Genomic DNA, 14,067 nt, shown 5'->3' on the forward strand with positions numbered 1-14,067 from the left:
ACCCCGGCCGCCCGCCGCGCATGACGGGCGCCGTGCTGCTCGCGCTCGGCGCGGCCGTGCTGCTGGGCACGAGCGACTTCCTCGGCGGGCTGCTCTCGCGCCGCGCGCCCCTCATCGTGGTGCTGCTCGGCAGCCAGCTCGTCGTCGGGGCGCTGCTCTCGCTGGGACTGCTCGTCAAGCCCTACGACGCGGCGGCGGGCGGCGCGATCGTCGCGGGCATCGTGAGCGGAGCATCCACCGCCCTCGCCCTGGCCGCGCTGTTCCGCGGGCTCGCGATCGGCACCATGGGCATCGTGGCGCCCGTGTCGGCGCTCGCCGTGATCGTGCCCGTCGCGCTCGGCATCGCGCAGGGCGACGCGGTGGGCGGGATGCTCGCCCTCGGCCTGCTGCTGGCGGTCGCGGGCACCGTGCTCGCGTCGGCCCCCGAGGTGCGCGCGGGGCGCCGAGCCGCCCTCTCCCTCCTCCTGGGCGGGATCGCGGCGCTGGGCTTCGGCGCCTCCCAGGCCGCGATCGGCCTCGGCAGCGCCGAATCGGTCATGACGACCCTGCTCACCCACGCCGCGACCGTCATCGGGCTCTTCATCGTCGCGTTCAGCGCCTGGGTGCACGTGCGCCTGCGCGGTGCGGCCGCCCGCATGCGGTCGGGGCGCCCGGCCTCGCCCGCGCTGCTGGCCGCGCGCATCACCGGGCGCGACGTCGCGGGCATCCTCGTGACGGGCGTGCTCGTCGCCGGCGCCAACCTGTCGTTCGCCATCGCCACGACCGGCGGCGCGCTCAGCACCGTCGCCGTGCTCGCCGCGCTCTACCCGGTCGTGACGGTCGTGCTGGCGCGGCAGGTGCTGCGCGAGCGGGTGCGCCGGCTTCAGCTCGTCGGGGTCGTGCTCGCGCTCGTCGGCGTCGGGCTCATCGCCGCGGGCGGCTGAGTCTCGAGCGGCTGCGGCTGCGGCTGCGGCTGCGGCTGCGGCATCGGCATCGGCACCTGCGCCTGCCGTACCGGCGCCACCGGACGCCGCCCTCCCCGCCCGACAACCCGGCGCCCGAGCACGAGGCCCGCGCGCAACGGCACCCCGATGACGAGCGCGAGCGCGGGCAGCAGCCCGGCCTCGTGCGCGCCGAGAGCGGTGCGGCGGTTCCAGGCGGCGCGCAGCGGGCCGCCGAGCGTCGAGCGCACGGGACGGCGGGCCGCTCCGAGCACGCCGGCCTCGCGCCGGGCGACGAGCTCGGCGAGCACGGCCTGCGCGTCGTCGTGCTCGGGGGCGTGCAGGTAGTTGCGGGCCGACCAGCCCGGGGTGGGCATCCGGAACCGGCCCTCGAGCGCGTCGTCCATGCTGCCGAAGAGGCCGCTGCCCTCGAACACGGTGTTGATGAGCGCGTCGCCGACGCCGAAGTCGGTGAGCGCGAGGCCGGGGATGCCGCGCGCGACCGCCTCGATGAGCGCGGTCGAGCTGACCGTGATGAGCGCGCCGGCCGTGTCGAGCGCCGCGAGCATCGAGTCGTGCCGGGTCAGCAGATTGGCCGGCCGGTCGACCTCGTGCAGCAGCGCGTCGAGCGGGTAGCGCTCGTCGTGCGTCTGCGCCTCGCCGTCGAGGGCGCGCAGCTTGAGCACGACGCGGCGATCGGGGTTGCGGCGGGCGAGCGCGACGAGCAGCGCGATGATCGCGCGCCGGTCTGCGAGGCTCTCGGGCACGAGCGCCTGCGCGGCGAAGACGATGTCGTCGCCCGCCGAGGGGTGCCGCTCGAGGAAGGGCAGGGTGGCCACGGCGAAGCGCTGCGGCCAGCCGAGCTGCTGGGCGCGCGCGGCGAAGGCCTCGCGCTCGCGCAGCGAGTGCACGATCATCGCGTCGGCCTGCGCCCGGTAGAACAGCGCCTTCCGCGAGGCCGGGATGCCCACCCCGGGCAGCCCGCTCAGCAGCACGGGCCGCCCGGGCAGGGCCGCCAGCTCGGCGAGCACGACCGCGGCGGTGGGCCCGCGCATGCCGACGAGCACGGCCTCGGGGCGCTCGCCGCGCACGTGCTCGACGAGCGCGGCCAGCGAGTGCGGCGCGAGCGGAGCATCCCGCCAGCGGGTCTGGGCGAGCGCGGCGCGGCGCTGCGCGGCGCTCGGCGCGACCGGGCTGGCGATGAGCGCGAGGCCCGCGCCCTCGGGCGCGAGACGCTCGGCCGTGCCCGCGGCCCACTTCAGGTACGAGTCGGAGTCGGCGAGGGCGAGCAGCCGGGTCATGCGGGCACGCGGCGCAGCTTCGCCATGGGGGCGAGCTCGCCGGGCTGCACGACCTTGACGCCGTCGCCGAGCGCCTGCTCGATGACGCGGATGTCGCGCACGAGGTGGGCGAGGCCCTGCGGCTCGAGCGAGGCGGCGTGATCGCTGCCCCACATGGTGCGGTCGAGAGTGATGTGCCGCTCGACGATGGAGGCGCCGAGGGCGACGGCCGCGAGGCTGATCTGCAGGCCGCGCTCGTGGCCCGAGTACCCGATCGGCACATCGGGGTAGCGCGCGGCGAGCGCGGGGATCACCCGCAGGTTCGCCTCCTCCGCGGGCATCGGGTAGGTCGAGGTCGCGTGCAGCAGCGCGAGCGGGCTGCCGGCGAGCGCCGCGACCGCGCGGTCGATCTGCTCGAGCCTCGACATGCCCGTCGAGAGGATGACCGGACGGCCCGTGCGCGCGATGGCGTCGAGCAGCTCGAGGTCGGTGACGGAGGCGCTCGCGACCTTCAGGGCGCACACGTCGAGGTCGTCGAGGAAGGCGACCGCGGGCGCGTCCCAGGGGGAGGCGAAGAAGTCGAGCCCGCGCAGCAGCGCGTGATCGCCGAGCTCGATGTACTGGTCGCGGTCGAGCTCGACGCGGTACCGGTACTCGAGGTAGCTCATCTCGCCCCACGGCGTCTCGCGCCGCACCGCCTTCATGTGCTCGGGCGTCGAGATCTCGGGCGTGCGCTTCTGCAGCTTGACCGCGTCGGCCCCGGCGTCGGCGGCGACGTCGATGAGCCGCTTCGCGATCTCGACGTCGCCGTTGTGATTGAGGCCGATCTCGGCGATCACGTAGGCGGGGTGGCCCGCGCCGATCCGCCGGCTCCCGATGCTGAAGGTCATGTCGTCCCGCTCCCCGCGCCCGCGAGCGCCTCGGCGAGCAGCAGGTGCTGCTCGGTATCGATCTCGATGGCGAGGTGCTCGTCGACGAGCGCCGGCACCACCCGCCCGAAGAATCGGTGCCGGGCCTCGAGGAACCCGCGCGCCCGCATCACGTAGAACGCGCCCGTCTCGGCGACCTGGGGCGGAGCATCCTGCCGGCGCAGCCGCACCGCCGCATCGTGGTTGACGCCCCGCCAGCCCTGCTCCCCGGGCTGCCAGAGGAACACGGGCGTCGCGATCGCGGCGAAGACCACGTCGGCCTCGCCCGAGCGCACCCGGGCGACGGCGTCGTCGAGGTCGGCCGGGCCGATGAACGGCGAGGTCGCCTGCAGGAACACGAGCAGCTCCACGGGCCCGAGCTGCCCCAGGGCGTGCAGCAGCGCCGCCTCCGAGCTCGCCTCGTCCGTCGCGAGCGCGGCCGGGCGTCGGACGACCTCGGCGCCGCAGCGCACGGCCTCCTCGGCGATGGCGGCGTCGTCGGTGCTCACGACGACGCGGTCGATCGCCGTGCTGGCCCGGGCGGCGTCGATCGCCCGCCCCACGAGGCTGCGGCCGCCGATGCGCCGCAGGTTCTTGCCCGGCACGCCCTTCGACCCGCCGCGCGCGGGGATGACCGCGACGACCCCCGCCACCTCGGGGCGGGGCCCCGGCCCGGTGGCGCTCACGGCGCGAGCACCGGGATGGGATCGAGCCGGATGCGCGAGCCGGTGCCGGCGAGCACGCGCTCGAGCGTCTCGATCGCGCTCGACGGGCTCGAGACGATGTCGAGCGCGCGGGTCGTGCCGCCGAGGGCGAGCTCGACGGGCAGCGCCGCCGGCCGCAGGTGCACGTGGCGCTCGACCGCGAGCGCCCGCAGCACGCGCGCGGGCTCGCGGCGGTGGGGCAGGTAGCTGACGGGGCCGTGACGGGCGATGTCGCGCACCCAGCCGAGGTGCTCCTCGACCGAGCGGCGGCCGTCGGCGACGGCGGCGGTGCCGAGCACGATGCGGTGGGCGGTCGGGATGCCCTGCGCGGCCTGCCCGGCGCGGCGGGTCCAGGCGAAGTCGTGGTGCTGCACGATCGCGCCGATGCCGCGCAGGCGCTCGACGGCCTGCTCCCCCGGCGGCAGGTAGGTCGTGACGCGCAGGCGGCCCTCGGCGGCGAGCCGCAGCAGGGTGCGCGTCGTGGTCGCCCCGAGCGAGCGGCGCAGCGCCGGCGCGGGCGCGCCCGGCCGCAGCAGCGGCGAGCCGGTCGCGAGCAGCGCGGCGAGGTGACGGGTGATGGCGCCGTCGTCGACGAGCACGAGCGCCGCGGGCTCGACGCGCGCGAGCCGCGCCTGCACCTGGCCCGAGAAGGGGTCGCCGATGATCCAGCGGCCCTCGGCGCGGAACCGGCCCGCCGGCAGCAGCGGCCGGTCGATGCCGAGCCGCGCGAGCTCCGGAGCGCCTGCGGCCTCCGCGGCGTCGAGCGTGCGGGCGAGCTGCACGTCGCCCGAGCGCGGGATGACCGCGATGCCGTCGGGATGCTCGGCGGCGGCACCGCTCAGGGCGGCGTGCTCGAGCACGCCGAGCAGCTGCAGGGGCGATTCCGCCCATGCCGTCGTCATCGGATGCCGCATCGTCGCCTCCCCCGGTCGTGCCGATCCCCCGACGGTAGGAGCGGCCCGTGTCCCGGCGAGGGCTCGCCGATGAACGGCGGGGGAACGGGGGGCGAGCATTCGTCGCCATCGCCGCGGCCCGGCTCTCGGAGGTCGGGCACGGCGGTCGGGAGCATTCTTGTGGGGTTCCGCCAACGGTGCGCCGTGCATCCTGGTCGATAGGCTGACGGGCGTGACTGACGCCGCTGCCGCACCCGACATGTCGACCACCGCCGGGAAGATCGCCGATCTGCGGCACCGGTACCACGAGGCGGTGACCGCGAGCGGCGAGGCCGCCATCGAGAAGCAGCACGCCAAGGGCAAGATGACCGCCCGCGAGCGCATCGACACCCTGCTCGACCACGGCAGCTTCGTCGAGATCGACGAGTTCGTGCGGCATCGCACCCACGCCTTCGGCATGGAGGCCAAGCGCCCCTACGGCGACGCGGTCGTCACCGGCACGGGCACCATCCACGGCCGCCAGGTGGCCGTGTACAGCCAGGACTTCACGATCTTCGGCGGCTCGCTCGGCGAGGTCGCCGGCGAGAAGATCATCAAGGTCATGGAGCTCGCCATCAAGACGGGCGTGCCCATCGTCGGCATCCTCGACTCGGGCGGCGCGCGCATCCAGGAGGGCGTCGTCGCGCTCGGCAAGTACGGCGAGATCTTCCGGCGCAACACCGCGGCGAGCGGCGTCATCCCGCAGATCTCCATCATCTGCGGCCCGGCCGCGGGCGGCGCGGTCTACTCCCCCGCCCTCACCGACTTCGTCATCATGGTCGACAAGACGAGCCAGATGTTCGTCACCGGCCCCGACGTCATCAAGACCGTCACGGGCGAGGACGTCGGTATGGAGGAGCTCGGCGGCGCGCTCACCCACAACCGCATCTCGGGCGTTTCGCACTACCTCGCGCAGGACGAGAACGACGCCTTCGACTACGCCCGCTCGCTGCTGAGCTACCTGCCCGACAACAACCTCGCCGAGCTGCCGCAGTACGAGGCGAGCGCCGAGCTCGAGATCACCGACGCCGACCGGCGCCTCAACACGATGGTGCCCGACAGCCCGAACCAGCCCTACGACGTGCTCGACATCATCGACCACGTCGTCGACGAGGGCTCGTTCCTCGAGGTGCAGCCGCTGTTCGCGCCGAACATCGTCATCGGCTTCGCCCGAGTCGAGGGCCGCAGCGTCGGCGTCATCGCCAACCAGCCGCAGGCGATGGCCGGCACGCTCAACATCGACGCGGGCGAGAAGGCCGCGCGCTTCGTGCGCTTCTGCGACGCCTTCTCCATCCCCATCCTCACCCTCGTCGACGTGCCCGGCTACCTGCCCGGCACCGACCAGGAGTGGCAGGGCGTCATCCGCCGCGGCGCGAAGCTCCTGTACGCCTACGCCGAGGCCACCGTCCCCCTCGTGACGGTCATCACGCGCAAGGCCTACGGCGGCGCGTACATCGTCATGGGCTCGAAGCAGCTCGGGGCCGACATGAACCTGGCCTGGCCCACCGCCGAGATCGCCGTCATGGGCGGGCAAGGCGCGGTGAACATCCTGTACCGCGACAAGATCCGCGCCGCGGAGGCCGCCGGCGAGGACGTCGCCGCCGTGCGCACCCAGCTCGCGAACGAGTACACCTACGACGTCGCGAGCCCGTTCCTCGCGGCCGAGCGCGGCGAGCTCGACGGCATCATCGAGCCGGCCGCCACGCGCGTCGCGATCATCAAGGCCCTGCGGGCGCTCAAGACGAAGCGCTCGAGCCTGCCGCCGAAGAAGCACGGGAACATCCCGCTGTGACCGGCCCCCAGCCCGATGCGACGGCGATGGATGCTCCCGCCCCCGTCGTCCGCATCACCGCGGGCAGCCCCACCGACGAGGAGCTCGCCGCGGCCCAGGCCGTCATCGCGGCCGTGCTCGCCGAGCAGGCGGCGATCGGAGCGGCCCGCGTGCTGCCGCCCGTCGACCACTGGAGCCGCGCCGCTCGGGCACCCCGTGCCGCCGTGTACCCCGGCCCGGGTGCCTGGTCGGCATCGCGCGGCCAGCGGGGATGCTGAACGCTCCCCCCGAACTGGGGCGGTTTGTCCCCCAAAATGACGACTGTGCACGCTCTCGACCACAGGGCATGATTGCTTCCAATAGGTGACGCGGCTCCATCGAGAACCGCTCACCGCCCATCCCGGCCGGTAAGGGTATACCGGCTGGTGATTGGGGGGCGAGTTAGAGGCACATTCGGGTTGTGGCTCTAACTCGATACGTTGCGAAGGGCCGGGGATGGGTACCCCGGCCCTTCGATCGTTAACGGGGCGGTGCTGATAAGAACCGCGTTGACGAGAACCGCCGCGAACCGGACCGCCACCCAGCCTTCTACGCCTCGACCTCGCGGCGATTCCGCGGGATCTCGAGCCACAGGTCGACCTCGTCCTCGTCGTCGTCCTCGCCCGTCGAACCCAGGTCGCCGAGCTCTTCGGTGGGCGTGAGCCCCACGACCGTCACGGCGATCTCCGAGTCGGCCGGCGCGGTGCGGATGATGAGCCGGCTCGCCTCCGTTCCCTCGAGCGCGGCCGCGAGCTCGGCGTGCACGCGGGCGCGCGCCTCGTCGGGCAGGTCGTCGAGGCCGCCCTCGTCGTAGAGGCTCACCGAGGCGCCGCGGCGGCGCGCCCGCATGACCTGGCGGCGCACGCCGTCGTCGAGCAGGGTGCGGCCGCGGATCTCGTCGCGGATGGCGGCCTCGAGATAGCGGCACTCCAGCGCCTGCTCCTCGGTGAGCTCGCCGCCGGTGCGCTCGATGATGCGCAGCATCGGCACGGCCATCGAGCCGGTCTGCCCGAGCCGGAACTGCCGCTCGTAGAGGTGCGCCTCCTGGGCGGCCTGCCAGTCGGTGGCCTCCCTCTCGGCGGTCGCGAAGCGGGCCGCGTCGCGCGATGCCCGCGCGAGCGCGCTGCTGAGGATGTGCGAGATCGCCACCCACGAGACGGAGCCGAGCACGCCCGCGGTCAGCAGCATACCGGGGCCCGCCCAGGCGGCCGTCTGCAGCACCAGCACGGCCGCGCCCACCCAGGCGAAGGTGTTGCGCAGCCGGGTCGACGTGATCGTGAGGAGAGTGCCGATCGCCGCGACGTACCACGTGGCGTAGCCGAGGCCGCCCTCGCGGCCCGCGTCGAGCTGCGGCGAGATGAGCAGGGGCATGGCGGCGCAGACGATGAGGTTCATCGCCGCCATCCAGATCGGCATGCGCGCGCCGCTGCCCGGCAGCAGGCTGATGACGGTGGCCGCCGCGTAGAGCGCCATCGCCAGCAGCACCGGCAGCGGGTTGCGGGGCACGTCGATCGTGTAGAGCCCGAGCACGATGTGGTAGCCGGAGAAGAGCGCCGCCATCGTGACGATGAGCGCGCGGGGCACGCCGATCCTCATCGCCGCTCCCCGCCCGCGCCGGGCTCCAGCGTGGGCGCGACCGCCGCCATGACCGGCCAGTGCAGGTGCACGACGGTGCCGCGACCGGGCGCCGAGCGCACGTCGGCGAGGCCGCCCGCGGAGGCCATGCGCTCGATGATCGAGCGGCGCACGCCGAGGCGCTCGCCGGGCACGAGCGCCGGATCGAACCCGGCGCCGGCATCCCCGATCTCGATCTCGATCGCGCCGCCCTGCACACCCGAGACCCGCAGCCAGCGGCGCACGTCCGGTCCGCCGGCGTGCTGCACCGAGTTCACCATCGACTGCACGGCGGCCGAGTAGAGCGCCTCGGCCTGGGCGGCCGGGATGATGCGGGTGTCGAGCGAGCGCACGCGGATCGAGATCGGCACCGACAGCTCGCGCGCGGCCGTGACGATGCGCTCGGCCACCTGGCGGAACCGCACCGTGCTGCCGTCGTCGGGCGTCGCCTGGGCCGCCTCTTCGAGGTGGCGCATCGCGTTCGTCGCCATGGTGGCCGCGAGCGCCCTCTCAGCGGGCGACGCGGCCCGGGCCGCGCTGATGAAGGTCGTCAGCACGCTGTCGTGCACGATCGCATCGACCTCGACCCGCTCGACCTCCGTCGCGTGCTGGCGAACGGCGTGCGCGTACCGCTCGAGGGCGTTGCCCTGCGCCTCATCGACCGAGGTCGCCGCGACCCGCGTCATCGTCACGATCACGAGCACCGCGCCGCCGAGGATGACGGCGAAGACGGCGTCGAACAGCCCGATCTCCCACGGACCGCCGCCGCCGTTGGGCGTCGCGCGAATGGTGCCGTAGATGAACGGCACGATGAACAGGTAGAGGGATGCTCCGCGCACGCGCAGCCCCACCGCGGCGCACGCCGTGGCCACCGTCGTCAGCTGGTACAGCCAGTGGTTGCCCGTCTGCGGCTCGATTACGAAGAACGGCCAGGTGATGAGCGCGATCACGTAGACGACGGCGACGACCCGGTGCGATCCGACGACGAACCGCTTCACGATCGAGCAGATCATGGCCAGCAGGATCGAGCCGAACACCGCCGCGACCGCGAGGGTCGACCAGAGCGGCTCGCTCAGCCCGAACTGCGCGGGGATGGTGAGCAGCGCCTGGAGGGCGAAGACGACCCCGAAGCCCGAGACCGAGCGGGAGAGCACCGTGTCGACGCGCTTGCGGCTCAGGGGCTGGCGCGGCAGCTTGGCCCCGAGGGGCGCGCGGAGGGCGGCGGGGGCCGCCTCAGGCGGAGTCATCACCGTCCGGGTCGAGCCCGGGGAGGATGCCGTCCTCCACCGCGCGACGCAGCAGGTCGACCTTGGTGGGGGCGGGACGACCGACCTCGACGTACTTCGCGCGGATGCGGTCGAGGTACTCGCGGGCCGTGGAGTAGCCGATGCCGAGCTGCTGGGCGGCGAGCTTGAGGGGCAGGCCCGAGGCGTAGAGGTGCAGGATCTCGCGCTCGCGACGGCCGAGCTGCGCCTTGGCGAAGTCGCGGTCGGCGTCGATCGCGCTCGCCCACTCCAGGTTGTTGAGCACGTCGCCACGGGCCACGGTCTCGGCGGCCGTGATGACCGTCTTCGTGGCCGAGGACTTCGGGATGACGCCGGCGGCGCCGGCGGCGAGCGCCTCGCGCACGCTCGCGACGCGGTCGGCGATCGAGTGCACGAGCACGGCCGACCCGGTGGCCTGCACGGCCTTGACGTTCTCGGTGACGCTCGAGCCGTCGCCGAGGCTGAGGTCGAGCACGACGACGTCGACCTCGCGCCCGGCGAGGCCCTCGACGAGCTCGGGAACGGTGGCGGCGGCGATGACGAAGTCGAAGCCGGCGTTGCCGAAGGCGGCCTGCAGCCCGAGGCGCACGGACTCGTGGTCGTCGACGACGGCGATGCGCACCGCTCTGCCTTCGGCTACGACCACGGACTGCACCCCCCACGCACGACTCTGGGGCACGCTCGGGTGGCGCGCCGCCCCCCATCGTAGTGGGAGGGGCGCGGCCGGGCCGCGCCGCCGCGCGGCGGCATCCCGCTAGTCGCGCACGAGTCGCGCGACGGCCTCGACGTGGTGCGTGTGCGGGAAGAGGTCGAAGGCGCGCAGGTGGTCGAGCCGGTAGCCGTGCTCGGCCGCGAGTGCGACGTCGCGCGCGAGCGCCACGGGGTCGCAGGCGACGTAGACGATCTGCGCCGGGGCGAGCCGGCCCAGGATGCCCATGACCTCGGTGCCCGCTCCCGAGCGCGGTGGATCGAGCACGACCGTCGCGGCGCGCAGGCGGTCGCGCTCGGCGGAGCTCGCGCTCTGCTCGGCATCGCGCAGCCACCGGTCGACCCGGGAGGTCTCGGCCGCTGCGCCCACCCAGTCGGAGAGGTTCTCGGCCGCGTGGTCGGTGGCGCGGGCATCCGACTCGACGCTCGTGATGCGCGTCGTCGGGCCGAAGCGGTCTCCGATCGCCGCCGCCAGCAGGCCGACGCCGCCGTAGAGGTCGAGGTTCGCCGCGCGCGGGTCGAACAGGGCGTCGTCGACGGCCTGCTGCACGGCCGCGCTCAGGGCGGTCGGGGCCTCGCGGTGCACCTGCCAGAAGCCGGTGTCGTCGAGCTGGAACTCGCGCTCGCCGACGCGCTCGCGGATGAGGCTCGGCTTCTGCTCGCCGAGCACGAGCCGGGCATCCCCCCGCGTCGGGGCCAGCACGTCGACCGTGGCCACGCCGGTGAAGCGCTCGGAGAACGGGGTCGCGGCCCGCACCGCGGCCGAGGCCAGCGGCACCTCCTGCACGGGGATCACCGAGTGCGAGCGGCTCGCCATCGGGCCGATGCGACCCTCGTCGTCGACGTGCAGGCGGATGCGCGTGCGCCAGCCGAGACCGTTGGCGGCGTGATCGCCGGCCATCTGCTCGACCTTGACGTCGCTGGTGATGCCGGCCATGCGCTGCAGCGCCTCGGCGAGCACCTGGCGCTTGAGCTCGCGCTGGTGGGAGAGCGCGATGTGGCCGAACTCGGCCCCGCCCGCCCGGCTGCGGGGGTCGCGGTCGATCGAGGCGGCGGCCCAGACGTGGTCGCGGCGGTGCTCGCTCGGCTCGACGACGCGCACGGCGTCGGCGCGCCAGAAGCTCTTCTTGCGGTCGTCGCTGATGCGCGCGACCACCGTCTCGCCCGGCACCGCGTCGGTCACGAAGACGACGCGGCCGTCGAGCCGGCCCACGGCGATGCCGCCGTGCGCGATCTTGCTAACCTCGACCTCGACCTCGCGGCCGATGAATTCACCCATGCGCCCAGCCTAGGTTCCCGGCTCACGGCACGGCGCCGGGCGGCGCTCGACCGGCAGGAGCCGCATGCGCCTCTACCTCGCCTCCACCTCGCCCGCGCGCCTCGCCACGCTGCGCGCCGTCGGCATCGAGCCCGTGACGATCGCCCCGGGCGTCGACGAGGAGGCGGCGGTCGCTGCGGCCGCTCCGCTCACGGCGCCCGAGATGGTGCAGCTGCTCGCGCGCCTCAAGGCCGAGGCCGTGCTCGGCTCCGCCTCCCTGCCGGCGCACGAGATCGACGGCTTCATCCTCGGCGGCGACTCGGCCTTCGAGCTCGACGGCGCCGTGCACGGCAAGCCGCACCGTCCCGAGGTCGCGCGCGAGCGGTGGCTGCGCCAGCGCGGGCGCAGCGGCGTGCTGCACTCCGGCCACTGGCTCATCGACCACCGCGGGGGCGCCGTGCGGGGGGCCGTCGGGCGGCCGGCCCAGGCGCTCGTGCAGTTCGCGCAGGACATCGACGAGGCCGAGATCGACGCCTACATCGCCACCGGCGAGCCGCTGAAGGTCGCCGGCGCCTTCACCATCGACTCGAAGGGGGCGGCCTTCATCGACCGCATCGAAGGGGACCCGCACGCCGTGGTCGGGCTCTCGGTGCCCCTCGTGCGCACCCTCGTGCACGAGCTCGGCGGCCGGTGGACGGAGCTCTGGAACCGCTGACGCCCGCTGTGGGCTCCTGCAAGGCATCGGCCGTGCTTTTGTGCGGGTGGCCCAACCGCCGCCGGTCGAGCGCGCCCCTAGGGTAGAGAACCATGGCCCGCATCACGAAGGTTCTCATCGCCAACCGCGGGGAGATCGCCGTCCGCGTCATCCGCGCCGCCCGCGACGCCCGCATCGGCACCGTCGCCGTCTACGCCGATCAGGATCGGGATGCCCGGCACGTGAAGCTCGCCGACGAGGCGTACGCGCTCGACGGCTCGACGAGCGCCGAGACCTACCTCGTGATCGAGAAGCTGCTGTCGATCGCCCGCCGCTCCGGCGCCGACGCCGTGCACCCGGGCTACGGCTTCCTCGCCGAGAACCCCGACTTCGCCCGCGCCGTCATCGCCGCCGGCCTCACCTGGATCGGGCCGTCGCCCGACGCGATCGAGCAGCTCGGCGACAAGGTCAGCGCCCGGCACATCGCCGAGCGCGTCGGCGCCCCGCTCGCCCCGGGCACGCTCAACCCCGTCGCCGACGCCTCCGAGGTGCTCGACTTCGTCGACGTGCACGGCCTGCCCGTCGCCATCAAGGCGGCCTTCGGCGGCGGCGGTCGCGGCCTCAAGGTCGCCCGCACCCGCGAGGAGGTGCCCGAGCTCTTCGACTCGGCCACCCGCGAGGCCGTCGCCGCCTTCGGCCGCGGCGAGTGCTTCGTCGAGAAGTACCTCGACAAGCCGCGCCACGTCGAGACGCAGTGCCTCGCCGACGCGCACGGGACCGTCGTCGTCATCTCCACCCGCGACTGCTCGCTGCAGCGCCGGCACCAGAAGCTCGTCGAGGAGGCCCCCGCGCCGTTCCTCAGCGCCGAGCAGACCGAGCTGCTCTACACGGCGTCGAAGGCCATCCTCCGCGAGGTCGGCTACGTCGGCGCCGGCACCTGCGAGTTCCTCATCGGCGCCGACGGCACCGTCTCCTTCCTCGAGGTCAACACCCGACTGCAGGTCGAGCACCCCGTCTCGGAGGAGGTCACCGGCATCGACCTCGTGCGCGAGCAGTTCCGGCTCGCCGAGGGCGAGGCGCTCGGCTACGACGACCCGCCCGCCCACGGGCACTCCTTCGAGTTCCGCATCAACGGCGAGGACCCGGGCCTCAACTTCATGCCGATGCCCGGCCCCGTGCACGTGCTGCGGTTCCCCGGCGGCCCCGGCGTGCGCGTCGACTCGGGCGTCACCACGGGCGACGTCATCTCCGGCGTCTTCGACTCGCTGCTCGCGAAGCTCATCGTCACCGCGCCGACGCGCGAGGAGGCGCTCGAGCGCTCACGCCGCGCCCTCGCCGAGTTCGAGGTCGCCGGCCTGCCGACCGTGCTGCCCTTCCACCGCGCGATCGTCGACGACCCGGCCTTCGCCCCCGCCGACGGCGCCCCGTTCACCGTCTACACGCGCTGGATCGAGACCGAGTTCGACAACACGATCGAGCCGTGGAGCGGCACGCTCACCGACACCGTGCCCGTGGCGGATGCCCGGCACACGGTCGTCGTGGAGGTCGGCGGCAAGCGGCTGGAGGTGTCGCTGCCCGGCACGCTCATGCCGAGCGGAGCATCCCGGGCCGCCACCGCCCTCGCCGCCCCGCCCAGCCGCCGCGGCGGGTCCGCCGTCGCCGTCGGCGCCTCGGGGGATGCCGTGACGAGCCCCATGCAGGCGACCGTCGTCAAGCTCGCCGTCGCCGAGGGCGACCGGGTCGTCAAGGGCGACCTCGTCGTCGTGCTCGAGGCCATGAAGATGGAGCAGCCGATGTCGGCCCACAAGGACGGCGTCGTCGCGTCGATCGGCGCGGCCGTCGGCGAGACGGTGGCCTCCGGCCACGTGCTGCTCTCCATCGCCGACTAGCGCGGCGCCGCGGCGCTCGCGCCCGCGCCGGCCCGCCGCTCGAGTCGCCCCTGCGTCGAGTTGCGCTTTCCTGCCGAGTTGCGCG

Annotated in this window: 13 protein-coding genes; 5 read left to right on the forward strand and 8 right to left on the reverse strand. The window is 74.1% G+C overall.

Annotation, left to right across the window (positions count from 1 at the left end; all coding sequences use genetic code 11):
- Positions 1-20 precede the first annotated feature (20 nt).
- The gene (locus tag HGB54_RS10130) at positions 21-923 is read left to right on the forward strand and encodes an EamA family transporter (RefSeq protein WP_168916314.1); all 903 of its coding nucleotides are present in this window, start codon (positions 21-23) and stop codon (positions 921-923) included.
- On the opposite strand, the gene HGB54_RS10135 is transcribed toward HGB54_RS10130, so the two are convergent.
- The 4 genes from HGB54_RS10135 to HGB54_RS10150 are packed head-to-tail and all read right to left on the reverse strand — an operon-like array spanning position 863 to position 4,714.
- Positions 863-2,221 carry a DUF6716 putative glycosyltransferase gene (locus HGB54_RS10135; RefSeq protein WP_168916315.1) on the reverse strand — a complete coding sequence of 453 codons (1,359 nt, stop codon included), beginning with the start codon at positions 2,219-2,221 and terminating at the stop codon, positions 863-865. The two genes, HGB54_RS10130 and HGB54_RS10135, sit on opposite strands and share 61 nt — an antisense overlap.
- Entirely contained in the window at positions 2,218-3,090 is an 873-nt protein-coding gene (locus HGB54_RS10140) for an N-acetylneuraminate synthase family protein (RefSeq protein WP_168916316.1), read from the reverse strand. The genes HGB54_RS10135 and HGB54_RS10140 overlap by 4 nt, the downstream gene beginning before the upstream one ends.
- Positions 3,087-3,794, reverse strand: coding sequence for an acylneuraminate cytidylyltransferase family protein (locus HGB54_RS10145; protein WP_228545791.1), 708 nt, complete (start codon positions 3,792-3,794; stop codon positions 3,087-3,089). Before HGB54_RS10145 ends, HGB54_RS10140 begins: the two co-directional genes overlap by 4 nt.
- Complete coding sequence (locus HGB54_RS10150) at positions 3,791-4,714, reverse strand: hypothetical protein (protein ID WP_168916317.1); 924 nt, start codon at positions 4,712-4,714, stop codon at positions 3,791-3,793. Before HGB54_RS10150 ends, HGB54_RS10145 begins: the two co-directional genes overlap by 4 nt.
- 250 nt (positions 4,715-4,964) lie before the next feature.
- Here HGB54_RS10150 and HGB54_RS10155 point away from each other — a divergent pair, with 250 nt between their 5' ends.
- Both HGB54_RS10155 and HGB54_RS10160 read left to right on the forward strand, forming a co-directional pair.
- A complete protein-coding gene (locus HGB54_RS10155; RefSeq protein WP_168916941.1) occupies positions 4,965-6,536 on the forward strand; it encodes an acyl-CoA carboxylase subunit beta in 1,572 nt (523 codons plus the stop codon).
- Positions 6,533-6,793, forward strand: a complete 261-nt coding sequence (locus HGB54_RS10160) for an acyl-CoA carboxylase epsilon subunit (protein ID WP_168916318.1) — start codon at positions 6,533-6,535, stop codon at positions 6,791-6,793. The genes HGB54_RS10155 and HGB54_RS10160 overlap by 4 nt, the downstream gene beginning before the upstream one ends.
- Before the next feature lie 310 nt (positions 6,794-7,103).
- Here the strand turns inward: HGB54_RS10160 and HGB54_RS10165 are convergent, their stop codons facing one another.
- The 4 genes from HGB54_RS10165 to HGB54_RS10180 all read right to left on the reverse strand — a co-directional run bounded on the left by HGB54_RS10165 (position 7,104) and on the right by HGB54_RS10180 (position 11,420).
- A complete protein-coding gene (locus HGB54_RS10165; protein WP_228545792.1) occupies positions 7,104-8,138 on the reverse strand; it encodes a hypothetical protein in 1,035 nt (344 codons plus the stop codon).
- An 8-nt stretch (positions 8,139-8,146) separates the two neighbouring features.
- Entirely contained in the window at positions 8,147-9,415 is a 1,269-nt protein-coding gene (locus tag HGB54_RS10170) for a sensor histidine kinase (protein ID WP_168916942.1), read from the reverse strand.
- Positions 9,402-10,079, reverse strand: a complete 678-nt coding sequence (locus HGB54_RS10175; RefSeq protein ID WP_168916320.1) for a response regulator transcription factor — start codon at positions 10,077-10,079, stop codon at positions 9,402-9,404. Before HGB54_RS10175 ends, HGB54_RS10170 begins: the two co-directional genes overlap by 14 nt.
- Before the next feature lie 108 nt (positions 10,080-10,187).
- Positions 10,188-11,420, reverse strand: coding sequence for a class I SAM-dependent RNA methyltransferase (locus HGB54_RS10180; protein WP_168916321.1), 1,233 nt, complete (start codon positions 11,418-11,420; stop codon positions 10,188-10,190).
- Between the two features lie 64 nt (positions 11,421-11,484).
- On the opposite strand from HGB54_RS10180, the gene HGB54_RS10185 reads away from it, so the two are divergent.
- Complete coding sequence (locus HGB54_RS10185; RefSeq protein WP_168916322.1) at positions 11,485-12,114, forward strand: Maf family protein; 630 nt, start codon at positions 11,485-11,487, stop codon at positions 12,112-12,114.
- Positions 12,115-12,206: 92 nt separating this feature from the next.
- Positions 12,207-13,982 (forward strand): acetyl/propionyl/methylcrotonyl-CoA carboxylase subunit alpha, encoded by a 1,776-nt coding sequence (locus HGB54_RS10190; protein WP_168916323.1) that lies wholly within the window; start codon positions 12,207-12,209, stop codon positions 13,980-13,982.
- The last annotated feature ends 85 nt before the right edge of the window (positions 13,983-14,067 follow it).

The organism is Microcella flavibacter (assembly GCF_012530535.1).
Classification (GTDB): Bacteria; Actinomycetota; Actinomycetes; order Actinomycetales; family Microbacteriaceae; genus Microcella; species Microcella flavibacter.